The sequence below is a fragment of the Candidatus Zixiibacteriota bacterium genome, from assembly GCA_035574315.1.
Classification (GTDB): domain Bacteria; phylum Desulfobacterota; class Binatia; order UBA9968; family UBA9968; genus DATLYW01.
The window spans coordinates 376,584-398,456 of the sequence record DATLYW010000048.1; the positions used below are offsets into that span (position 1 = coordinate 376,584).

The 21,873-nt window shown below is 66.7% G+C and carries 19 protein-coding genes; 9 read left to right on the forward strand and 10 right to left on the reverse strand.

Annotation, left to right across the window (positions count from 1 at the left end; genetic code table 11):
* Positions 1-7 precede the first annotated feature (7 nt).
* Together VNN77_18230 and VNN77_18235 are read left to right on the forward strand one after the other, a co-directional pair.
* Complete coding sequence (locus VNN77_18230; protein HXG53341.1) at positions 8-1,153, forward strand: sodium ion-translocating decarboxylase subunit beta; 1,146 nt, start codon at positions 8-10, stop codon at positions 1,151-1,153.
* Between the two features lie 6 nt (positions 1,154-1,159).
* On the forward strand, positions 1,160-2,710 hold the full coding sequence (locus VNN77_18235; GenBank protein ID HXG53342.1) for a carboxyl transferase domain-containing protein: 1,551 nt from the start codon (positions 1,160-1,162) through the stop codon (positions 2,708-2,710).
* On the opposite strand, the gene VNN77_18240 is transcribed toward VNN77_18235, so the two are convergent.
* From VNN77_18240 to glp, 4 genes are all read right to left on the reverse strand, one after another.
* A complete protein-coding gene (locus VNN77_18240; GenBank protein HXG53343.1) occupies positions 2,697-5,600 on the reverse strand; it encodes a GAF domain-containing protein in 2,904 nt (967 codons plus the stop codon). The two genes, VNN77_18235 and VNN77_18240, sit on opposite strands and share 14 nt — an antisense overlap.
* 36 nt (positions 5,601-5,636) lie before the next feature.
* Complete coding sequence (locus tag VNN77_18245) at positions 5,637-5,861, reverse strand: helix-turn-helix domain-containing protein (protein ID HXG53344.1); 225 nt, start codon at positions 5,859-5,861, stop codon at positions 5,637-5,639.
* Positions 5,862-6,048: 187 nt separating this feature from the next.
* Positions 6,049-7,980 (reverse strand): molybdopterin biosynthesis protein, encoded by a 1,932-nt coding sequence (locus VNN77_18250; GenBank protein HXG53345.1) that lies wholly within the window; start codon positions 7,978-7,980, stop codon positions 6,049-6,051.
* 77 nt (positions 7,981-8,057) lie between these two features.
* Positions 8,058-9,299, reverse strand: a complete 1,242-nt coding sequence (glp, locus tag VNN77_18255; GenBank protein ID HXG53346.1) for a gephyrin-like molybdotransferase Glp — start codon at positions 9,297-9,299, stop codon at positions 8,058-8,060.
* Positions 9,300-9,416: 117 nt separating this feature from the next.
* On the opposite strand from glp, the gene VNN77_18260 reads away from it, so the two are divergent.
* The 7 genes from VNN77_18260 (at position 9,417) to VNN77_18290 (ending at position 16,882) form a co-directional block, all read left to right on the forward strand.
* A complete protein-coding gene (locus VNN77_18260; GenBank protein HXG53347.1) occupies positions 9,417-9,842 on the forward strand; it encodes a VOC family protein in 426 nt (141 codons plus the stop codon).
* A gap of 50 nt (positions 9,843-9,892) precedes the next feature.
* Complete coding sequence (locus tag VNN77_18265; GenBank protein HXG53348.1) at positions 9,893-10,921, forward strand: ABC transporter substrate-binding protein; 1,029 nt, start codon at positions 9,893-9,895, stop codon at positions 10,919-10,921.
* A gap of 173 nt (positions 10,922-11,094) precedes the next feature.
* The gene (locus tag VNN77_18270; protein HXG53349.1) at positions 11,095-11,973 is read left to right on the forward strand and encodes a 4Fe-4S dicluster domain-containing protein; all 879 of its coding nucleotides are present in this window, start codon (positions 11,095-11,097) and stop codon (positions 11,971-11,973) included.
* Entirely contained in the window at positions 11,970-12,698 is a 729-nt protein-coding gene (locus VNN77_18275) for a class II aldolase/adducin family protein (GenBank protein ID HXG53350.1), read from the forward strand. Before VNN77_18270 ends, VNN77_18275 begins: the two co-directional genes overlap by 4 nt.
* Before the next feature lie 94 nt (positions 12,699-12,792).
* Positions 12,793-13,848: a hypothetical protein gene (locus tag VNN77_18280; GenBank protein HXG53351.1), complete on the forward strand. Its 1,056-nt coding sequence runs from the start codon at positions 12,793-12,795 to the stop codon at positions 13,846-13,848.
* Between the two features lie 87 nt (positions 13,849-13,935).
* Positions 13,936-15,840 (forward strand): aldehyde ferredoxin oxidoreductase N-terminal domain-containing protein, encoded by a 1,905-nt coding sequence (locus tag VNN77_18285; GenBank protein ID HXG53352.1) that lies wholly within the window; start codon positions 13,936-13,938, stop codon positions 15,838-15,840.
* 43 nt (positions 15,841-15,883) lie between these two features.
* The gene (locus VNN77_18290; GenBank protein HXG53353.1) at positions 15,884-16,882 is read left to right on the forward strand and encodes an ABC transporter substrate-binding protein; all 999 of its coding nucleotides are present in this window, start codon (positions 15,884-15,886) and stop codon (positions 16,880-16,882) included.
* A gap of 58 nt (positions 16,883-16,940) precedes the next feature.
* Here VNN77_18290 and VNN77_18295 read toward each other — a convergent pair whose 3' ends face one another.
* From VNN77_18295 to rpsR, 6 genes are all read right to left on the reverse strand, one after another.
* Positions 16,941-18,023 carry an alcohol dehydrogenase catalytic domain-containing protein gene (locus VNN77_18295; GenBank protein ID HXG53354.1) on the reverse strand — a complete coding sequence of 361 codons (1,083 nt, stop codon included), beginning with the start codon at positions 18,021-18,023 and terminating at the stop codon, positions 16,941-16,943.
* A 305-nt stretch (positions 18,024-18,328) separates the two neighbouring features.
* A complete protein-coding gene (gene lsrF / locus VNN77_18300) occupies positions 18,329-19,132 on the reverse strand; it encodes a 3-hydroxy-5-phosphonooxypentane-2,4-dione thiolase (GenBank protein ID HXG53355.1) in 804 nt (267 codons plus the stop codon).
* Positions 19,133-19,215: 83 nt separating this feature from the next.
* Complete coding sequence (locus VNN77_18305; protein ID HXG53356.1) at positions 19,216-20,094, reverse strand: DMT family transporter; 879 nt, start codon at positions 20,092-20,094, stop codon at positions 19,216-19,218.
* Between the two features lie 22 nt (positions 20,095-20,116).
* Entirely contained in the window at positions 20,117-20,572 is a 456-nt protein-coding gene (gene rplI / locus VNN77_18310) for a 50S ribosomal protein L9 (GenBank protein HXG53357.1), read from the reverse strand.
* A 10-nt stretch (positions 20,573-20,582) separates the two neighbouring features.
* On the reverse strand, positions 20,583-21,536 hold the full coding sequence (locus VNN77_18315) for a DUF2232 domain-containing protein (protein ID HXG53358.1): 954 nt from the start codon (positions 21,534-21,536) through the stop codon (positions 20,583-20,585).
* A gap of 19 nt (positions 21,537-21,555) precedes the next feature.
* Positions 21,556-21,843 carry a 30S ribosomal protein S18 gene (rpsR, locus tag VNN77_18320; GenBank protein HXG53359.1) on the reverse strand — a complete coding sequence of 96 codons (288 nt, stop codon included), beginning with the start codon at positions 21,841-21,843 and terminating at the stop codon, positions 21,556-21,558.
* Positions 21,844-21,873 lie beyond the last annotated feature (30 nt).

The window sequence follows — 21,873 nt, forward strand, 5'->3', positions numbered from 1 at the left end:
TCCACGAATGGAGAGCGCAATCGCTTCCGGCTTCCAGGGCCTCCTGCTCGGCGTGACCAATCTCACCGCGGGCCACGTCGTGATGATCCTCATCGGTTCGCTCCTGCTCTATCTGGGAATCGCCCGCGGCTACGAGCCGCTGCTGCTGGTTCCCATCGGATTCGGCGCCATCCTGGTCAACATCCCGCTGGCCGGCTTGATGGACGAGCACGGAATCCTGCGGTTTTTTTACAACGTCGGGGTCCTGACCGAAATCTTTCCCGTTCTCATCTTTCTCGGCATCGGCGCCATGACCGACTTCCAGCCGCTGCTCGAAAACCCGAAGATCATCCTGCTCGGGGCCGCCGGGCAGTTCGGGATCTTTCTCACGCTGCTGCTGGCCCTGGCCGCGGGCTTCGACAAGCTCGACGCGGTGGCGGTGGCGATCATCGGCGCCTGCGACGGTCCCACCGCGATCTACGTGAGCTCGAAGTTCGCGCCGCACCTGCTCGGGGCGGTCTCGGTTGCGGCCTACTCCTACATGTCGCTCGTGCCGTTGATCCAGCCGCCGATCATGCGCGCGCTCACCACGGAGCGGGAGCGCAAGATCACGATGGGCGTCGTCAAGCAGCCGGTTTCGAAAACGACGAAGATCCTCTTTCCGGTGATCGTCACGGTGGTGGCTTCGATCATCGCGCCGATCGGAACGCCGCTGATCGGCACCGTCATGCTCGGCAACCTGATGAAGGAAAGCGGGGTCGTCGATCGGCTCAAGCGCGCGTCGGAGAACGAGATCACCAATATCGTTACGCTGCTGCTGGGGCTTTGCATCGGGGCGACCATGGAGGCCGACAAGTTTTTGCGCGGCCAGACACTGCTCGTTCTCGCCCTCGGCCTGATCGCGATCGGCCTGGACACCGTGATGGGAATCATGTTCGGCAAGCTCATGTGCCTGCTGACGGGCGGCAAGGTCAACCCCTTGATCGGCGCTGCGGGCATCTCCGCGTTTCCCATGGCGGCGCGGGTCGTCCAGGTCGAGGGGCAGAAGTACAACAAGAAGAACTATCTTCTCATGCACGCGATGAGCGCCAACGCCGGGGGCCAGATCGGCTCGGTGATCGCGGCGGCGGTCATGCTCTCGGTCCTCAAGGGCATGGGCTTCGCCGGCGGGTAGCGCGTTATGCCGTCCCGGGAGGAGCTCGAGAAGAAGCTCGGGGCCCTGGAAAAGACCGCGCTCGAGGGGGACGTCGCGGCGGCCGCGAAGCAGCGTTCGGAAGGCAAGCTCACCGCGCGGGAACGGATCGGCCGGCTCCTCGACTCGGGGACGTTCGTCGAGGAGTTCATGCTGGCGGAGACCCAGTGCGTCGACTTCGGCATGGCCGAGCGCAGGCTGCCGTCGGACGGCGTGGTGACCGGGTTCGGGAAGATCGACGGCCGTCCGGTTTACGTCTTCGCCCAGGACCGCACCATCCTCTCCGGCACGGTCGGCAGCGCGCACGCCGAAAAAATCGCCTACGCGATCCGTTCCGCCCGCAACCTCCGCGTTCCGCTCATCGGCCTCAACGACTCGCCCGGGGCGCGCATCCAGGAAGGGCTCTCGGTGACCGCGGCGATCGGCAAGATCTTCTTCGAGAACAGCATCTCCTCCGGGGTGATCCCGCAGATCTCCGCGATCATGGGGCCGTGCATCGGCGTCGGCTCCTACTCGCCGGCGCTCACCGATTTCATCCTGATGGTCGAAAACACGAGCCAGATGTTCATCACCGGGCCGGCGGTGATCAAGGAGGTGCTCGGGGAGACCGTGACGATGGAGGAGCTCGGCGGCGTGAAGATCCATTCGGAGGTCTCGGGAGTCGCCGACCTCGTCGCACGCAACGACGAGGAATGCCTCGCCGCGATCCGCCGTCTCCTGAGCTTCCTGCCGTCGAGCTACGATGCGCCCGCCCCGCGGCGTGAAACCGGCGACGATCCCGGGCGCGAACTCGACTCGCTGGAGCGGATCGTCCCGGAGGACCCGCGCAAGGCCTACAACGTCCTCCAGGTGATCAAGGCGATCGTCGACGGTGGCGATTTCCTGGAGCTCAAGCCTAAGTTCGCGCGCAATCTGGTCGTCGGCTTCGGCCGTCTCGACGGCTTCCCCGCGGGCTTCGTGGCGAACCAGCCGATGTTTCTCGCCGGCGCTCTCGACGTGGACGCGTCGGACAAGGCCGCGCGCTTCATCCGCTTCTGCGACGCGTTCAACATCCCGGTGATCACCCTCATGGACGTGCCGGGCTTCTTCCCGGGCAGGCAGCAGGAAGAAAAAGGCATCATCCGCCACGGCGCGAAGATGCTCTACGCCTATGCGGAGGCGACCGTGCCGAAGATCACGGTGGTGCTCCGCAAGGGCTACGGCGGGGCGAAGCAGGCGCTCTGCACGCGCGAGATGGGCGCGGACCAGCTGCTCGTCTGGCCGGGGGTCGAGCTGGCCGTCATGGGCGGCGGCGGCGCGGTCAACGTGCTCTACCGTCGCGAGATCGAGCGCTCGGCGGACCCGGAAAAGACCCGCCAGGAAAAGATCGCCGAGTTCGCCGAGCGCTTCAGCGGCCCGTTCGAAGCGCTCTCAAAGCAGTTCGCGCACGCCGCCATCCGGCCGCGCGAGACCCGGCGGCGGTTGATTCAATCCCTCGAGATCCTGCGCGACAAAAAAGAGCAACGCCCCGCCAAAAAGCACGGCGTCATGCCGGTCTGAGCCCGTCGGGCTCGGCCGCATCGCCGAACGGCTCCGGCCTCGCCGGCAGCGTCACCGTAAAAACGGAGCCTTTGCCAGGCTCGCTCTCAGCGGTCACCGTGCCGCCGAGCAGCTCGACGAACGTCTTGACGATGTGAAGTCCCAGCCCCACGCCGCCCGACGCCCTTTTGGCGGCCGTCCCGACCTGGCGGAAACGCTCGAAGATCGTCCCCAACTCGTCGGCGGGAATGCCGATTCCGGTATCCTCCACCCGGAACACCAGCTCCGAGGATTCCGGGCGGTACGCGGCGGTCGCAGTGACGTGGCCTCGCTCGGTGTACTTGATCGCGTTGTTGAGCAGGTTCTGCGCGATGTGCTTCAGCTTCTCCCCGTCGATCCGGACAACCGGCAGAGTTCCCGCGCAGCGCCACTGCAGCGTGAGGTCCTTGTCGAGCGGAACCTGATAGCTCGACTGGAGGTCCTCGAAAAAGGCCCGCAGGTCCACCGCGGCGGCCTGGACCTGGATCGCGCCGGCTTCGATCTTGGTCGCCTCGAGCAGCGTGTTGATCATCCCGATCAGCTCGTCGGAGCACTTCTCCAGCTTGCGCACGGCGTGCTCCTGCTCGGGCGCGAGCCCCCCGATCATCTCGACCAGCTCGGTGTAACCCTTGATGAGATTCACCGGCGTTTTCAGCTCGTGAGAGACGAAGCCGAGAAATTCGCTCTTGACGCGGTTGGCCTTCTCCAGGGCCACCGCCTGCAGCTTGATCTGCTCGACCAGCATCGCGTTCTCCAGCGCGACCGCGGCTCCGTTGGCGATGGTCTGCAGCAGCTCGATCTCTTCCGTGGTGAACTCGCGCGGCTCGTAGGTGAGGGCCCGCAGCACCCCGGCCACGTCGCCGTTGCGCGAGATCAGGGGAACCCCCACGTAGCCCCGGAGCCCCAGCCGCCGCAGCGTTCCCCGCCGCGGCCGCAGCGCCGTCGTGCTGGCGTCGCGGATCACCAGCGGCTTGCGGTGCTCGACGATCCAGCGGGAGCGCCGGTTGGAGCTTCCGTGCCGGACGGTCGGGATCAGCTGCGGCTCCACGCCGGAAACGCCGAGAACGCTCCAGCAGTCGTCCTTCAGGATTCTCACGTCGGCGACGTCGGCTTTGAAGAACTCGCAAATTTTCCCTGTGAGCTTCGAGAACAGCGCCTCGATGTCGAGGCGGGTGACGTCCTGGTTCACCTCCTTGAGCAGCGCCTGGATCTGTTCCTTTCGCCGCAGGTCCTCGTTCGCCTTTTCGAGGGCCGCCGCCTGCTTCTTGGTCTCCTCGTAGAGCTGGGAATTGTTGATCGCGACCGCCGCCTGGCCCGCCAGCGCGACCAGGAAGTCGATCTCTTCGGGGGAGAAGCGGTACTCTTCCCGGGTGAGGAAGACCAGCACTCCCACGACCTTGTTCTTGCCGATCAACGGCACGCCGAGATAGGAAACCAGCCCGTGCCTGCGGTAGAAATCGGGGTCCAGTACCCTGGGGTCCTCCTGGATGTTGCGCACGATCACGGGCTCGCGCGTTTCGATCGCTTCCTCAACCAGGCGGGGAGTCGCGCTGAGGTTTCGCCCTTTCCAGTCGTCGGCGTCGAGATTCCAGCACCCGGCGCGCTCGAGCTTGCCCTCGCTGTTACGTAGCCAGACCAGCATGGCCGTGTAGGGCAGCAACGCGTCGATTTCCCCCATCAGCACGTTCAACACCATGTCGAGATCGAGCGTCGCATTGGCGGCCGAATTGATCTCGCGCAGGGCCAGGATCCGCCTGAGCTGGTCTTGAATCTGGCCTTTCGCCCGCTCCGCTTCCGCGGCGCGCTGCTCCAGCGCCTCGGCCATGCGATCGAAGGCGGCGGCGAGCTGTTCGAGCTCGCCGCCGCCTCGATGACGTCCGACGCGCACCGTGAGATCTCCTCCGGTTACGCGCTGCGTCGCCGCGATCAGGCGGTCGACCCAGCGCACGATGAGCCACTCCCCGCCCCACCAGGCTCCCGCCAGGGCCAGCACCGAGACCAGGATCATCCAGCCGAGGCTGACCGCGAGGATGGAGTTGGCCGCGGAAAAAGCAAGGTCTTTGCGCGTGGACACGATCACCGTAGCGCCGGGATTTTTGCCCCCGACGCGGGCGTATCCATGGAGGCGGGGTATCCTGTCCGCCCCGGGAGCCTCGGCCGTTCCCTCGCCCGTCGACGCGAGCAGCAGATCGCGCAACGGCCCCGGCGGAAGCGGCTGCCCGATCCATTTCTCGGAGTCCGGATACCGCGCCAATATCGTCGCGTTCGGATCGACGATCGTCAGCGTCGCGCCTTCCGGAAGCTCGACCTGTTCCGCCAGCCGGTTGAGCCACGCGAGCCCGAGCCCCGCATAGACGACTCCCTGCCGGCTTCCGTCCGGCGCCACGATCGCGTATCCGAAATTGACCGCGGCCCGACTCGTCACGCGACCGATCTGGTACTCGCCGATCGCGAAACCACCGCTCTTCAGCGCGCCACGAAAATAGGCCCGGTCCGCAATGTTGACCGGCCGCCTGACCGCGATGCCGCTGCAGCGCACGTTGCCTTCCGCGTCGGCCACGCCGATGTTGGTGTAGCGGGGATCCCGAGCGAGCAGCCGGCGGGCGAGCGTCGGGCACGCCTCGGGATCAATCTTGCGGATCTCGGGGATCTGGGTGAGAGCGAGCAGGAATTGCCGCGCTCCCTCCACGAGGTTGTTCTGGCTCGTCGCGACCAGCCGCGCGATCCTGAGCGCGCTCGCCTGCGCCTCCAACGACATCGCCCGGCGCTGCTCCCGGGCGGAGTGGAAGATCACCGCGAGGGCCGGGAGCACCGCGAGGAGCACGAGCACCACGAGCCGGCCGCGCAGGCTGGAAAGCCACAAGAGTCTCATCAACCGTCCCCGCGCGTCTTCGACCGGCGCTTGGCGCTACGCGCCGGAATCAGCGTCCTTCCCGTTGCCCGCCGCGTCGCGCTCTCGTCGCTCCACCCACTGTTTCAGCTGGGCCTCGCGCAAGCGCCACTGGCCGCCGACCTTGAAAGCCGGCAGTTGTCCGCTATGGATCATCCTTTGCAATGTTCGAGTCGATACCTGAAGCAGTTTTGCCGCCTCGCTCAGCGTGAGCAGCTGAATCTGATCCAGCTTGACCTCCATGGTTGGAAAAACCCCGCAGCTTTTCACGCAACCGCAATGCCACGGCGGCGAAATCCCTAACTACCGGATTATAAAGGATGATCTTGGCGGCGAAGCCGTCGGGACCGGCACAATTTTGGGCAACGCGGGACAAACGCGGCGCAATGTGACGAGACCTTCGCAGCGGCGGTCCCGCCGCGTCGGAGGCTTATTGGCGGTAGAGCACCTCTCCGGAGCGGCGACTGTCGTAGCCGCCGAGCGCGGCCACTGCCGTCTTGAATCCGTCGGAGCGCGCCACCTCCACGAGGCGGCGCCCGTTTTCCGATTCGAAGAAAGACCGCCGAAACAGCAGGTCGTACTGCTCGCTCGCCACCGGCACGAAATCGAGGCCCAGCGCCCGAGCGACCGCGTGCACCGCAAGCCCCGCGTCCGCCAGCCCGCTCGCCACCGCTATCCCCACGGCCATGTGAGTGAACTCTTCGCGCTGGTAGCCTGAAATCGCGGAGGGGTCGATCCTTCTTTTCTTCAGCTCGAAGTCGAGCAGCACGCGCGTGCCCGAGCCCGGCTGGCGGTTTACGAAGCGAACGCCGTCGCGCGCCAGGTCCTCGAGCCCGTGAATCTTGCGGGGATTGCCTTTTCGCACCACGATTCCCTGCTCGCGCCGGGCGAGATGAACCAGGACGACCGGCGTATCGGGAATCGAACGCTTGATGTCGGGCACGTTGTACTCGCCGCTTTCCGGATCGAGCAGATGGGTTCCCGCGATGTGGGTTTCGCCGCGCTGCAGGGCGAGCAGACCGCCGAGGCTGCCGACGTTCGTCGCCGCGATCTTCAGGCCGGGATACGCGCGCTTGAGCTGATCCTCGAGGACGCCGACCGCCAGATCGTGGCTTCCCGTGCAGAGAATGGTGTTTTCGATCTCACTGTCGGGGCGCAGCAGCTCGACGTCCGCCTCCTCCCCCGCGTTCATCCCCTCGACCATGGCTGGAATCCGCAGGAGCCCGTCGGCGTGAACCATCGTCGTAATGACACCGGCGCCGCGCCCCAGAGGAACGGCGATCAGCCTTCCCTCCACCCGGCCGAGTCGGACGCGAACGAGCTCCTCGAGCCCGAGATGCGACGGCAGCTTCTTGGGCACTACCGCGCGCACCCGGGGCGGCGCCGCGCCCGAGCAGCCGAGAAATTTTTCGAGCGCCGGTCGCAGAATCTCCCGGGCGATGACGATCGCCGACACGGGATAGCCGGGAAAGCCGATGACCGGTTTCCCCGCGACGTGCCCGAGGACCGCCGGCTTGCCGGGCATCACGTCGATTCCGTGGGCGACGATCTCCCCTTCGGCCGCCACCGACGCCGCGGTAAAGTCACGCTCGCCGGCCGACGAGCCGGCGATCAACGCGACGAGATCGCATTCCCGCGCCGCCCGCCGCAACGCCCCGCGCAGAAGCTCCGGGTCGTCGGCCACCGCAGGATAGCGTACCGGCGCTCCTCCCCACTCGCTCGTGAACGCGGCCAGGACCGACGAGTTGAACTCGATGACGCTTCCCGGCCGGAGCGCTTCTCCGGGGCGAACCAGCTCGTCGCCGGTTGCGATGATCCCGACCCTCGGCCGAGCCTTGCAAGGCACGGCGGTGTGGCCGCACGCGAGCAGCGCGCCGAGATCGTACGGACGCAGGCGGTGCGCCCGCGGCAGCAGCAACTCCGTGGCGACCACATCCTCGCCCACCAGGCGGACATGGCTCCACGGGGCGGCCGAGTCGAAGATCTCGACCGTCGCGTCGTCGAGCTGACGCACCTTCTCGATCATGATCACCGCGTCGGCCCAGAGCGGCAGCGCCTGTCCGGTGTCGATGTAGGCGAAGCTTCCGGCGGGAGGCGAGCCCGCTCCGGCGCGTCTCAGCCGCTTGGGAGCGAACTCCGTCGCGCCGAAGGTATCCTCGGCTCGCACGCAGATGCCGTCCATCGCGGCGGCGTGATAGTGGGGCGAGGAGATCTTCGCGAACACCGGCTCGGCCGTGACCCGGTGCAGCGCCTCGTCCACGGGCACCTGTTCGACCGCGAGGCGGAGCGGATCGACCAGCGCCAGAAAAGCCGCGCGCGCCTCTGCGAGGGGGGTTTTCTTGAGGTAGCGTTTGCGAGCCATCGGCTTTGTCTTACCGTCCAGGGCCTGGAGCCCGGCGCCGCCAGCCGCGAGACGTTTCTCGCGCACCGAGCGCCGGGCTAAAACAACAGCACTTCCACTTCGTCCCCCTGCTCCAATCCTTCGCTCTGCAAGTCGATTCGGATCATGCCGTCGGCCTTGACCAGCGTGAAGATCGCCCCCGACTTGCCCGGCAGCGGCGTGGCCAGCCATCGCTCGCCGTCGCGCTCGAGCGTGACGCGGACGTAGTCCTCGCGCCCCGCCTGCGAGGCGACGTTAGTCTTGAGGATCGCGCGCACGGAGTTCTTCGGCCGCTCGATGGCGGCGATGCTTTCGCCGCCGAGCCGGCGGATGAGCGGCGCGGCGAAAAGATCGAAGATGACCAGAGCGGAGACGGGATAGCCCGGCAGCCCGACGATCGGCTTGCCGCAGGCGCGCGCGAAGATCGTGGGCTTCCCCGGAGCCACCGAGATGCCGTGAAAGACGAACTCCGACCGCGGAAACGAGAGGATCGTCTCCAGGGTGATGTCCTTGGCGCCCATCGAGCTCCCGCCCGAGAGCAGCACCAGGTCGGCCCATTCGAGCGCCTCGCCGATCGCGCGCCCGAGCTCCCGCTTGTCGTCCTGCACGACCCCCCAGTCCCGCAGCTCGCCTCCCGCTTCCTCGATCATGGCGCCCAGCGAATGCTGGTTGATGTTGCGCACCTGTCCGGGGCCGGGCTCCACGTCCGCTTCGACGATCTCGTCGCCGGTGGAGATCAGCCCCACGCGAGGCTTTCCGTAGACGGGCACCGACGAGACGCCGATGCCGGTCAGCGCGCCGAGATCGTGCGCCCGCAGACGCTTTCCCCTGGGAAAGACGGGGTCTCCCTTCTTTATATCGTCGCCGACCCGGATGACGTTCTGCCAGGGCGAAACCCCTCGATGGATCTCGACGAGACCGCCTTCGGTCTCTTCGGTGTACTCCACCATCACCACAGCGTCGCTTCCGGGCGGCATCATGCCGCCGGTCGAGATGCGCATCGCCTCGCCGGCGCCGAGCGGTTGCGTGGCCTCCTTGCCCATCTCGACCACTCCGGCAAGCTTCAGATAAGCCGGCAGGCTCTGGCTCGCTCCGAACGTGTCCCTGGCCCGCACGGCGTATCCGTCCATCGCCGCGCGGTGGAAGTGCGGCAAGTCGACCCGCGAACAGAGATCCTCGGCCAGGACGCGACCGCGCGCCTTGACCGTGGAAACGGTCTCGGCCGAGGTCACCGGGGAGACCTCCAGCAACAGCCGCAGCGCTTCCCTGGGTGGAACCACCTTGAAGAACGCCCGTGCCATAACGCGCCCTACGCGGGGATGATAGGCGGAAGCCGCGGCGGAAGCAACGGCGCGGGGCAGCCGCTTGACAGCGCCCCGGGTCCGGGAAGAGAATCACGCGCCGGCGGAGGAGGGCTTATGAAGCTCACCAAGGTCTACCACCTGGGAATCCCCGTGGACGATCTCGACCGGGCGCGCGACTTCTACACGCGAATCCTCGGGATGGAATATCTGGGCCGGGTCGGTGGCAATCCGGACAACCCCGACGCGCTGCCGATCCACGGTCGGGTCCAAAGGCTCGACCGCCTGCGCTGCGGCGCGGACACCGTCGTTCTCTTCGAGCGCCCTCGCCCCATCGGGAGGGACGCCCTCGACGAGGACGGCATCGCGCACCACGCTTTCGACATGCCCTGGGAAGATTACGACGAGGCGCTGCGCACGGCCAAAGAGCTGGGCAGGTACCACCGCAGCGTCGATCGCGCCAGCGGCAAGACCATTTACATGTTCGACAGTGAGGGGAACTACCTCGAGCTTCATTTTCCGGCGCCCGTGGAAGGCCGGTAGAGGATCGAGCCCGTCGCGGCGTGCGGGAAACAGCGCCTGTCGGAGGATCGATGTCCGCGTCGGTCAGGACGACACTACGAGCGGCCCCGGCGCTTAGCCGGCTGCCCGGAGCCGCGCTCGCCGCCTTTTTGCTCTTTTGCTGCTCCCTCTCTCGCCCGCCGGATGCGCCCGCCGAGCTGCTTCGCGTCGCGCTGTCGACCAAGGACTTCGGCTACCTTCCTCTCTTTGCCGGCATTCGCTCCGGCCTGTTCGCGCGCGAAAACCTCGAAATCCAGTGGATTCAGGTCAGCTCCAACGCCGTGGTCGCCGCGCTGATGGCCGGCGAGATCGACGTCGCCGGGATCGCGGGCTCCGCGATGCGCGCCGCGGCCAGGGGTGCACCGCTCAAGGCCAATTTTTTTCCTTACGAGAAGTCGTTGTTCGTCTTCATGGGCGCCCCGGGAATTAAGCGGGTAGCGGACCTCAGGGGAAAAATCGTCGGCACCACGGGCCCCGGCGCCACCACCGAGATCGCCGCCGCCATGGTCCTGCAGCATCACGGTCTCGATCCGAAAAGGGACGTGACCTTCATGGTCGTGGGCGGCGCCAGAACCTCCATCGCCGCCATGCGCAGCGGCGTCATCCATGCGCGCGCCTTCAATCCCGACGCCGCCTACGTTCTGAAGAAGCAGGGTTTCACCGAGCTGGCGCTTCTGGCCGATATGGGCCCCTGGCCCTGGGCTGGCTATTCCACCTCGGACGCCCACCTCGCCAACCGCCGCGACAAGCTCAAGCGCTGGACGCGCGCGATGGTGCAAAGCCTGCAGCTCATGCTCGAGCGCCCCGAAGAGATCTACCGGATCGCCGAGGCGGAGTTCGGCCACCCTCGCGACGTCACCGAGGCCGCGGCCAATGTCTGTATCAGGGCGATCGACGCGCGCCGTCCCGGGCTGGCCGACGACGAGGCGCTACGGCACAACGTCGAGCTCACGATCACCCGCCCGCTCAAGCTCGCAGCGGCCCCGCCGCTGAGCCAGCTCGTCGATTTTTCCCTGCTGCGCGAGGTGCACCAGGAGCTCTTATCGGGCGGCAGGCGATGAGGAGCCGGCCGCGCAATTCGCCTCGGTTGACGGGGGTAAAACGGAAGTGATAAACGACCCTTGCTTGGTCGGCAGGTGGGCACCCGCCGGAAGGGAACCGGGACTTCGCGCTCGGCGTAAGATCGGAAGCGGGGACTTCGAAACCGGGAACTATCAATAAACGGGGACGCGCCATGGCTGCCAGCGGGACCGAAGCCCTCGCACGGCAATACGGCACTCTCGTTCCGACCGGCCGTCTCGCGGACGGAAAGCCGAGGAGCATCCTGTTCGACGCCACCAGGTGCATCGGTTGCCGCCATTGCGTCCAGGCCTGCAAGGACTGGAACGAGCACGACCGCACCAGCCCTTACGCGATTTCCGCGACCAACTGGATAACGATCGAGCCGCCGGTCCTCGAAGGGCTTTCGCCGCTCTGGGCGCGCAACAGCTGCATGCACTGCGACTACCCCGCCTGCGCCGCGATCTGCCCCGTCGAAGCGATCACCAAGTACGAGGAAGGTCCGGTGGTGATCGACGGCGGAAAATGTATCGGCTGCGACTATTGCATCCACGCCTGCCCGTGGGGCGTCATCGCCAGGGACGACCTCACCGGCAAGGCCGCCAAGTGCACGATGTGCAGCGACCGGATCGGCCGAGACGAGCAGCCGTTTTGCGTCCAGGCCTGCCCTGCGGGCGCGCTCGACTTCGGCGCAAGCGAGGAAATCTCCCGCAAAGCGAGCGAGCGGGCCGGCGAAGTAGGCGGCTACGTTTACGGGGATCGGGAAGCCGGCGGCGGGCGGGCTCTCTACGTGCTCAAGGAAAAAAAGGAGAGCTACGGCGTGCGCGGGATCGGGCCGGAAAGATTTCCGCGGCACAACGTCCCGCTCGGCCTCATGCTCAAGGATCTCCTGACGCCCCGCTGCGGCATCGCCGGCAAGCTCAGGGCGCTTTACCTGGCGGCCGTTCATCCCGGGCGTCTGATCTACCGCTATTTGCCGAGGCTCTTTCCCGCCGCCGACGGACGCCCGAGCGAGGATGAGCCGGAGACCGCCCGGAGGAGCGCGAGCCCATGAAAACGGAAAACGACCTGCGCGAAGAGCTGGCGACCTGCGCGCGCATCTTCGCAATGCAGGGGCTGATCGGCCTTTTCGGCCACGTGAGCGTTTACCAGCCCGAAACGAAACGGATCTTCATCACACCCGGCATGGGCTCCGACAAGGGCAGGCTGCGCGCGCAGGAGATGATCCCGATCGACCTGCAGGGCAATCCGACCGAGGGGAGCGAACGCCCTCCGGTCGAGTGGCCGATCCACACAGCGCTGCACCGCTCACGCGCCGACGCCGTTGCGGTCGCGCACCTCCACACGCCCTACGCGACGCTGTTCGCCATCGCCCGGCGCCCTTTCCAGCCGGTGACGCTGCAGGGAGCGATCTTCGGCGACGGCGTACCGCTTTATTCCGAGGCCCACCTGATCACGACGCCGGCCCGGGCCGACGGTCTCCTCAAGGTGATGGGCGAAAAGCGCGCGGTCCTGCTGCGCGCTCACGGGATCGTGGTCGCAGGCAGGAATCTTCCCGAGGTGCTCTTTGCTTCCCTCGTTCTCGAGGACGACGCCAAAAAAACGATGCAGGCGGCGGCGCTGGGCGAGGTCGGGACGGTCAGCCCGGGGGAATGTCGCGCGTTCGGCGCCGAGATCGCGCTGGAGCGCCGGGCGCAGAGAGCCTGGACCTACTTTCGCAGCCTGGAGAGCCGTTGGGATCGCCAGCCCGGCACCGGACGGGTGGACTTGTTTCCGTGATCAAAGAATCGTTCAAGCCGCTCGACTGCTGCGCTCCGTTCAGACGGTTCCAATTGTCGGGCAGGTTCAGCGTTTGGAACCAGGGAGAGCTGTCATGAGCCAGGGGGTCCGTCTGTACGCCGGCACCCAGCAAGGCCTGATCGTCTGCCGCCCGAAGAAGGGCGGCTGGGAAAAGGTGTCCCGAGCGTTCGAGGACGCCATCATCGACTCGATCTCCGGCTGCCGCGCCAGGCCCGAGCGAGTCTACGCAGGGGTTGCCCACGACGGCCTCTATCGCACCTCGGACGGCGGCCGGAGCTGGAGCAAGGTCCTCGACGGCGACATCCGCGCGGTCACCGTCGACCCGGCCGACGACGCCGTCGTGTACGCCGGCGTGGAGCCGGTTGCGCTCTTCCGCAGCGAGGACGGCGGCGATCGCTGGCGGGAGCTGAAAACTCTCAAGGACCTTCCGGAAGCGGTACGCAAGAACTGGTGGTTTCCACGGCCCCCGCACCTGGGACACGTCCGCCACATCTTCATTCATCCCGACGACGCCAAGGTCATTTATCTTTGCATCGAGCACGGCGGCGTCGTGCGGAGCTTCGATCGGGGCGAAACCTGGGAAGACGTGAGCCAGGGGATCGACTACCTCGATATTCACGCGATCGCGAACTTCCCCGGGAGCTTTGAGCGCTATTATCTGGCGAGCGCGCGCGGCTTCTTCACCAGCGCCGATCCGGCGCGGGGCTGGTCGAGGACGGAAGCGGGCCTCACCCGGAACTATTTCCACGATTTTGTCTTTTTTCCGCCCGCGACGCCGGGCGAGCCGCCGGAGATGCTGCTCGCCGCCGCGGACGGTTCGCCGGGCGTCTGGCGGCGCGAGCAGCGAGGGGCGCGCGCCGCGCTCTTTCGGAGCGCCGACGGCGCGCGATCCTGGACGCGCGTGACGCGCGGGCTTGCGGAAAATCTCGACTCGATGGTCTGGGCCCTGGCCCGCCATCCCTTCGATCCGCGGGCGGTCTTTGCCGGGTTCGGCAATGTGGCGCGCGGGCACGCATCCGGTCCGGGCGGCGCCGGCGATCTCATGTTCAGCAGCGACGCCGGGGAAAGCTGGGAAAGGCTCGATATCGAGCTGCCCGCGGACCGCGTGCTCTGGGCGGCGGGGGAATGAAGCTGAACAGCTCGAGCTCTCGTCACGATTGAGCTGTTGAACCGCCGCGAGGCGATACGGTTTGAACGGCTTGAACGGTATTTCACCATGAGCTCCGACTACTCCGGCTTTTTCCCGGCCGAGCGCCGCAGCCGCCTCCCCGGCGGCTACATGGGAAAGGTCCTGCGCGTCGACCTGACCTCGGGTGAATCGACCGCGTTGAATCTCCCCGAGGAGCCGTTGCTGCGCAAGTACTGGGGCGGGCAGCTGATGGCGGAGTACATTCTCATCCACGAGCTTCCGCCCGGCGTCGATCCCTACGATCCGCGCGCCGTCATCGTCGGCATGACCGGTCCGATCACCGGCACGGGTTTCACGCCCGGGGGAACCAAGATCTGCTTCGTCTACCTGAGCCCGGCGACGCGCTACACGCTCGGGCGCGGCGCCACCAGCGGCTACTTCGCGGTCGCGCTCAAGGGCGCCGGCTACGACGGCCTCATCCTGACCGGAGCAGCCTCGCGGCCGGTTTACCTCTACGTCGGCGAGGACAAGATCGAGCTGCGCGACGCCTCGCGCCTGTGGGGCAAGGGAACGCGCGAGACCGAGGACGCGATCCGCGCCGAGATCGGACGCCTGGACGCCCGCGTCGGCTCGATCGGGCCGGCGGGGGAGAACCTCGTCCGGGCCGCCATGCTGGTCAACGACTACAATCACACCGCCGCCCACGGACTCGGCGCCGTGATGGGCTCCAAGAAGCTCAAGGCGATCGTCGCCTGGGGAACCCGGCGGCCCGTTCCCTTCGACAGGAGCGCGCTGATCGAGGCCGGCCTCAGATGGAAAAAAGCGCTCGCCCCGCGGACCACCACGGTGGAAAAACGGCTGACAAGCGTCGGCCATGGCGAAGACTGGGGCGCGATCACCAGGCTCAACTGGCGCAGCACGGTGATCACCGACGAGGCGCGCGGCCTCGACCGGAACCACGTCGTCTTGCGCCCGTGCTTCCAGTGCCCGCGGATGTGCCCGTGGGACGTCGAGATCGGCGAAGGACGCCACCTGGGAAAGATCGGCCGCTTCAACGCCGGCAGCGAGTGGATGGACACCTTTTACAACCTCGGCTTCAAGGGCAACGATGTCCTCTATCTCGCGGAGCGCATCAACGATCTCGGCATCGAATGCAGCCACTATGCCTGCGGCGCCGGGCTGGCTTTCGAGGCATGGGAAAAAGGCCTGCTCGGGCCGGACCGCACCGACGGCCTGAGGCTCGAATGGGGCGATCTGGAAGCGGCGGAAACCTTGCTCGAGCGCTGCGCCCGGCGCGAAGGCTGGCTCGGCAATTTGCTCGCCGACGGACCCAAGGACCTTGCGCTTGCCCTGGGGGGAGAAGCCCTGAAGTGGGTCGTTCACACCAAGGGGGGAACGCCGGCGCAGCACGAATGGCGCCCGCTGCTCAGCCAGATGCTCCGCGAGCTGGTTGCCAGCGGCGGGATGAAGCCGCAGGGAGCGGGCGGCCGCGAGCCGCCGCCGGATCTCGCCTATCGCGAAAAATGGGGACCGCTCGACCCGGCGAAGCCGGACGGCTGGGCGATCTCCCATCTGCGCACCGAGCAGTTCCGCCAGGCCTGCGGGATGATGGGCGGCTGCTGGTTCGCGCTCAACGACAAGGTGCCCGACGGGCTTCGGAGCATGGTGGATTCCCTCAACGCCACGACCGGCTGGGACGTGGACCTCGACGAGATGCTGGAGGCGGGCCTGAGAGCGATCGTTCTCCAGAGCCTGTTCGGCACGCAGCGCGGCTGGATCGCCGAGCACGATTGGCAGGACGTCGGCCCGCGCTTTCTCGAACCGATCCCGGACGGCAAGTACCGCGGTTTCACCATCGCCCGGTGGCTCCCGCAGCTGATCCACGAGTACTACCGCTGCTCGGGGCGGCACGAGAAGACCGGCCGCCCGTTCATGGACACGCTGCAGCGGCTCGGGCTCGAAGAATTCGAGGAGTGGAGCCACCTCGATTGAGCGCAGTCCGAAAACAAGGGGGAATCCCCCGGAGGAGGTTCCGATGCGCAGGACAAGAGCCGTCGCGGCGGCATGGATCGTCGCCTTGCTCGCCGGTCCGGCCGCGCTGCCCGCCCCTTCCTTCGCCCAGGCGCTGAAAAAGGTCCGCATGGGCAACTCGTCGACCAACGTCTCCTTTCTCGCGCTCTACACCGCGCTGCACCGGGGCTTTTTCAAGGACGAGGGGATCGAGCTCGAAATCGTCCACATGCCCGCGAACCTGGCGAGTACGGCGGTGCTCAACGGCGACGTCGATTACAACGGCGCGGTCACCGGCACGATCGGTGCCGCAGTCCGCGGCCAGCCGATGAAGGTCCTGCTGTTCACCGTCTCCAAGCCGCTTCTGTTCCTCGTGAGCCGGAAGGAGATCAAGGACGTAAAGCAACTGCGCGGCAAGAAGATCGCGGGGAGCTCGCCCGGCGGCACCGCGACGCTGATCGCCGACAGGATCCTGCGCCACTTCGGGCTCGAGCCGGGACGGGACGTTTCGCTGCTCCCGATGGGAGGCTCCGCGGCGAGCCGCTACGCCGTGCTCGAAAGCGCCCTCGTCGACGCGTCGTTTCTCTCGGTTCCCGAGAACATCATCGCTCTCGATCGGGGCTTCAACGAGCTGGTTTTCGCGGGCGACGTCGTCGAATTCCCCCAGAACGGCTTCGGGACCTCCGAGAAGAAGATCCGCGAGAACCCCGACGAGGTCTACCGCATGGTTCGCGCCACGCTCCGCGGCCTGCAGTTCATCTGGGACGCCGAGAACCGCGACGCCGTCACCGCAATCATGATGAAGCAGTGGAAGGTAAGCGACCGGCGGATGGCGGCGGAGATGTCGCGGCAGGTCGGCCGTGTCCTCACCCGGGACGCGCGCGTCACGCCCGAATCGGTGCAGGTGCTGGTCGATCTGGCGCGCGAAAGCGCGAAGGTCTCCCGCCCCGTCGCAGCTTCCGAGGTAGTCGACTACAGTTTCGTCGACAAGGCGCGGCGGGAGCTGGGGATGGGAGGCAGATAGCGTCCGGGTTCCGGAGTCCAAGGTCAACCCCGGACTCCGGACTGTAGACCCTGGACTTTTAAAGGGCAGGGTCCAGGATCACCTTGATCGCGTCCTTGCCTTCCGCGGCGAGGCGAAAGCCGAGGCCGGCTTCGGCGAGCGGCAGGCGGTGCGTGATCATGGGCGCGACGCGAACCTTTCGCGAACGGATGAGCTCCATCGACTCGCGCAGCTCCGGCCCGCTTCCGGCGTACGAGGTCACGACCGAGATCTCGTCGCGCCAGAACTGGAAAAGAGGGATCGGAACGTCGACGCCCTCGGGCGCGGGCGCGAAGAACAGCAGCGTGCCGCCGCGGTCGACCGATTGCACGGCGTGGCGGATCGCCGCCGCGGCGCCGGTGCAGACGATCACGACGTCGGCCGGCCGCCCGCCGTTGAGCTCGCGCACGCGCGCCGGCACCTCGCCCGCGGCGTGAATCGCGGCGTCCGCACCCAGCTCGCCGGCCGCCTTCAAGCGGAAGTCGCTCACGTCGGTGGCGATCACGCGCGCGGCGCCGCGCGCCCGGGCGAGCTGCACGTGCAGGAGGCCGGAAACGCCGCTGCCGATCACGAGCACGGTCTGACCCGGCCGCACGCGCGCAAAGCGCTGCGCCCGCACCACGCAGGCCAGCGGCTCGATGAAGGAGGCCTCGTCGAAGGACAGCTCCTCGGCAATGCGGAACGTTCCCAGCTCGACGTTGATCTTCGGCACCCGGACGTACTCCGCGAACCCGCCGGGATCGAAGTGGGTGGAACGCAGCGTGTCGCAGACCGACTCGTGACCGTCGAGGCAGTAGCGGCACGCGCCGCACGGAACATGATGCGCGGCGAAAACCCGGTCGCCCGGCCGGAAGTCGCCGGCGCCGGCGCCGGCCTCGGCCACCTCGCCGGAGATCTCGTGGCCGAGAACCAGCGGGGCCTTCCTCGCGCGATACCACTCCATGAGATCGCTGCCGCAGATGCCGCTCGCCCGCACGCGCACCAGCAGCTCCCCGGCCCCGATCCGCGGTACCGCCATCCGCTCCAGCCGCACGTCGCGGTTGTTGTAATACATGGCGACGGCCATGCCGGCCGGGGCGGGTTTCCGGTTCTCGGTTTCCGGTTGCTGGTTCGGGAACGACATCGGGGAATCCTGAATCGGGCTCAGGGCGTCTTGAGCTTCAGTCCGCGAGTCTGCGATTTGCGCAAACAAACCACCGATACGCCGATCATTCGACCGGTCGGGCTCTGTCTCCGCAACCAGCCGCTCGAATTGTTCGCGAGAAACACGGTCCTGATCGAACGCGATATGCGGGCGCGACAGGACCCCGGCCGTCGAACCTCAAGGCTCGCGGGGATTCGCGAGCCTATCGCCATGCCGCGATTTCCGTGAATTTCCGAAACGTCGGCATCGTCGCGCGTTTCAGCTCCGCGAGCCGGTAACCTTTTCTAGCTTGCCGCCCGCCGCGGCGCGGCCTCTCTCGAGCTTTCGTAGATCCGATAGGCTTCCTTCACCGAGGCCTTTTCGTGGACGATCGCCCGCACGGCGCGGATCATGCCCACGGGGCTATCGGACTGGAAGATGTTGCGCCCCATGTCGACGCCGACGGCGCCGCGCGTCACCGCGTTGTACGTCAGCTCCAGCGCTTCGATCTCGGGCGTCTTCTTGCCGCCGGCGATGATCACCGGGATCGGGCAGCTCTCGACGAGCTGCTCGAACTGCTCGCAATAGTAGGTTTTGACGATGTGCGCCCCCAGCTCGGCGGCGATCCGGCAGGCCAGCCCCAGATAGCGCACGTCGCGCGCCATGTCCTTGCCGACCGCGGTGACCGCCAGGATCGGGATCCCGTATTTCTCGCCTTCGTCGACCAGCCGGGCAAGGCTCACGAGGGTCTGCTTCTCGAATTCCGCCCCGACGAAGATCGAAAGCGCCAGCGCTGACGCGTTGAGTCGGATCGCGTCCTCGATCGAGACCGTGATGTCCTCGTTGGAGAGCTCTTTCAGGATGCTCGAGCCGCCGGAGACGCGGAGCACTACGGGCACGTTCGCGCCCGGATCGACCGAGCTGCGCAGGACGCCGCGGGTGAGCATGATCGAGTCGGCGTAGGGCAGCAGCGGCGCGATCGTCCTGCGCGGCTGCTCCAGGCCGCTGGTGGGCCCGAGAAAGTAACCGTGATCGACGGCGAGCATGACGGCGCGCCCGTCCTCCGGCTTGACGATTCTTGCCATGCGATTGGCCATGCCCCAGTTCATGATCGTTCCCTCCCTGGTCTTGTTGACGATCGCCGTACCTTATCACAATTCCCGCGCCCAGGCGAAACCGCGGAGCGCGGCCGTCATCGCCCGGGCGGCGGCTTTTCCCGCCAGTAGCGCAGCGCGAGCCCGCCGAGGATCAGCGCCGCGCCGCCCGCGGTGGCCGCCGACGGCAGCTCCCCCACCGCCAGCGCCACCCAGACCGGGTTGAGCACCGGCTCCACCAGCACGATCAGCGACGCCTCCTGCACCGTGATGCTGGCGACCGCCCGGGCAAAAAGCCAGTAGGGGATGCCGAGCTGCACCACTCCCATGACGGCCAGGATCGCCGCCTGATCCCCGGCCACCGCCAGCTCCCGCCACACGAACGGGAGCAGCAGCACGCAGCAGGCGAGGTTGTTGGCGAAGGTCAGCGTCGCGGCGTGGACGCCGGTGAGAAAGCGCTGGCTCACCATGTAAATCGCGAACAACGCGCCGCTCAGCACGGCCATGGCGACGCCCGGGGCGTCGGGCTCTCCCGCGCTCCCCGCGAAGATCAGACTCACCCCGAGCATCCCGCAGAGGAGCGCGAGCCAGCTCGCCGCGGAAACCGCCTCGCGAAGCAGAAAGCGGACGATGAGGAAAACGAAGATCGGGGCGGTGTACTGCAGGACGATGGCGTTCGCCGCGGTGGTGAGCTTGTTGGCGGCGACGAACGCGCTGATCGCCGCGGTGTAGCTGCACATCGAGACGGCGGTCGCGGCGCGCGGGAACGAAGTGGTGCGGGCGAAGAAGCCGAAGAACAGCGACGCAAAAAAGCTCCGGTAGAATACGATTGCCAGGGGATGGAGCGGGAGGAATTTGATGAAGACGCCGGCCAGGCTCCAGAGAACGGCGGCAAGCAGCAATCCGACCCTCGCCCTGCGGGCGCCGCCGCTTCCGGCGCGGGTCAGGCCGGCGGCAACGGCGCCGGAGCGGAACACCGGAACGGGTCTCCGTGCCGGGCTACTTTTCGCCCTCCTCCGGAACGACCACGACCTTCAGGGGCACCGTCACCTCGGCCGCGAGCCGGACCGGCACCTCGAATTCGCCGAGCGCGCGAATGGGCTCAGGCAGGTGGATCTTGCGCCGATCGATCTCGAAGCCTTTGGCCTTGAGCGCCTTTTCGATCTGGAGATTGGTGACGGAGCCGAAGAGCTTGCCTTCCTCGCCCGCCCTCATGGGCAGCTCGAGGACGAGCCCGGCGAGCCGCTCGGCTTCCGCCTGGGCCTCGCGCACCAGACGCTGCTTTTGATCCGCGACCACCCGCTTCTGGTGCTCGAAAAACTTCAGGTTCTTCTTGTTCGCCACCAGGACCAGCCCGCGCGGCAACAGGTAGTTGCGCGCGAAGCCGTCGCGCACGCGCACGACCTCTCCGATCTTGCCGAGATTGGGAATGTCTTCCTTGAGAATGACCTCCATCTTGCCTCCTCTATGAAACCTGGCTCGGCTTCAGGTTTTTCTTCCTCAAGCGTCGAAAGTCGATCCACAGGTCGAACAGACCGAGGCCGATGACCAGAAACGTAAAGATCTGCTGGAAGGCGATGAACAGATAGGTGACGCCGCGGAAGAACCGCGGCACCCGGTTCTTGTCGAAAAAGAACGCTACGATCGCCAGGCCCTGGAAAAAATAACAGGCGGCGATCACGACCAGAAGATTCGCCCCGAGCGCCTTCAGCACGCCCGGCACCGGCAGAAACAACGAGAAGCCGCATGCGATGAAACCCCAGACCAGCGGCTCGGGAGCCTTCCACTCTCGTAACGTCTCGACGGCAAACCACTGCTCGCGCCGCTCCGGAAAACGATGCCACAGCAGGAAGAAGTTCAGCAACACGACGACCCCGACAGCGACGAACAGCAGCGCCGGCAGCAGATAGAGGAGCAGGCCGACAATTTCCGGAGATTGCTCCCGGAGCGCGTCGATGCTCTCCTTCGGAAGACCCATTCGCTCCTGGATCTGCACGGCGGCCGCGAAGTTTTCGGTCATGCTCGCCCGGAAATCTCGCACCATCGCGGACCACGAACCGTAGAAATAGAACAGCAGCGCCCCTGCCGCGGCATAGACCGCGGAAGCGACGCCGAAGACCAGATACTCGACCGCCCGCACGCGTCCGAGCAGCGCGAACAGCAGCGCGACCACGAGCCCGAAAAGCCCGTAAATCAGCGCCAGCTCCTCGCCGGCGATCAGGAGGAACAGCGCCGCGGCGGCGAGCGTCACGCCGATGCCGCTGGGCGCCCCGAAACGCAACCCGAACGAGAGCGCCGGCTGCGGGACCAGCGGCAGCAGCACGATTCCGGCGGGCGGAGCCATGATGCCGCTGATGAAGAGGAACGCTGTCGCAGTCAGAGCCAGGAGAAATTTGCTGGCCGTTTCCAGCCGTTGCATAATCACCCCGGCTTGCGGGCTAGCTTTTTGCCGTCGTGAAAGGCAGCAGCGCGACGTTGCGCGCTCGCTTGATCGCCGTCGTGAGCAGCCGCTGGTGGTGCGCGCAATTCCCGGTGATGCGACTCGGCGTTATCTTGCCGCGTTCCGTGATGAACGCGCCGATGGTGCGTACGTCCTTGTAGTCGATTCTCAACGACTTGTCGGCGCAAAACCGGCAGACCTTGCGGCGAAACATGGGCCGGCGCCGGGAACTTCCCTTCTCCTCGTCGCTCCTGCCAACCCTGGTCGTCGTCTCTTTTTTTGACATAGAACCCTATCCTGTCCGGCGCGGCCGGCG

Excerpts from the sequence above, each read along its gene's own strand:
- VNN77_18230 (HXG53341.1), top strand. The coding sequence starts at position 8 with ATGGAGAGCGCAATCGCTTCCGGCTTCCAGGGCCTCCTGCTCGGCGTG.
- VNN77_18235 (HXG53342.1), top strand. The coding sequence starts at position 1,160 with ATGCCGTCCCGGGAGGAGCTCGAGAAGAAGCTCGGGGCCCTGGAAAAG.
- VNN77_18240 (HXG53343.1), bottom strand. The coding sequence starts at position 5,600 with ATGAGACTCTTGTGGCTTTCCAGCCTGCGCGGCCGGCTCGTGGTGCTC.
- VNN77_18245 (HXG53344.1), bottom strand. The coding sequence starts at position 5,861 with ATGGAGGTCAAGCTGGATCAGATTCAGCTGCTCACGCTGAGCGAGGCG.
- VNN77_18250 (HXG53345.1), bottom strand. The coding sequence starts at position 7,980 with ATGGCTCGCAAACGCTACCTCAAGAAAACCCCCCTCGCAGAGGCGCGC.
- glp (HXG53346.1), bottom strand. The coding sequence starts at position 9,299 with ATGGCACGGGCGTTCTTCAAGGTGGTTCCACCCAGGGAAGCGCTGCGG.
- VNN77_18260 (HXG53347.1), top strand. The coding sequence starts at position 9,417 with ATGAAGCTCACCAAGGTCTACCACCTGGGAATCCCCGTGGACGATCTC.
- VNN77_18265 (HXG53348.1), top strand. The coding sequence starts at position 9,893 with ATGTCCGCGTCGGTCAGGACGACACTACGAGCGGCCCCGGCGCTTAGC.
- VNN77_18270 (HXG53349.1), top strand. The coding sequence starts at position 11,095 with ATGGCTGCCAGCGGGACCGAAGCCCTCGCACGGCAATACGGCACTCTC.
- VNN77_18275 (HXG53350.1), top strand. The coding sequence starts at position 11,970 with ATGAAAACGGAAAACGACCTGCGCGAAGAGCTGGCGACCTGCGCGCGC.
- VNN77_18280 (HXG53351.1), top strand. The coding sequence starts at position 12,793 with ATGAGCCAGGGGGTCCGTCTGTACGCCGGCACCCAGCAAGGCCTGATC.
- VNN77_18285 (HXG53352.1), top strand. The coding sequence starts at position 13,936 with ATGAGCTCCGACTACTCCGGCTTTTTCCCGGCCGAGCGCCGCAGCCGC.
- VNN77_18290 (HXG53353.1), top strand. The coding sequence starts at position 15,884 with ATGCGCAGGACAAGAGCCGTCGCGGCGGCATGGATCGTCGCCTTGCTC.
- VNN77_18295 (HXG53354.1), bottom strand. The coding sequence starts at position 18,023 with ATGTCGTTCCCGAACCAGCAACCGGAAACCGAGAACCGGAAACCCGCC.
- lsrF (HXG53355.1), bottom strand. The coding sequence starts at position 19,132 with ATGAACTGGGGCATGGCCAATCGCATGGCAAGAATCGTCAAGCCGGAG.
- rplI (HXG53357.1), bottom strand. The coding sequence starts at position 20,572 with ATGGAGGTCATTCTCAAGGAAGACATTCCCAATCTCGGCAAGATCGGA.
- VNN77_18315 (HXG53358.1), bottom strand. The coding sequence starts at position 21,536 with ATGCAACGGCTGGAAACGGCCAGCAAATTTCTCCTGGCTCTGACTGCG.
- rpsR (HXG53359.1), bottom strand. The coding sequence starts at position 21,843 with ATGTCAAAAAAAGAGACGACGACCAGGGTTGGCAGGAGCGACGAGGAG.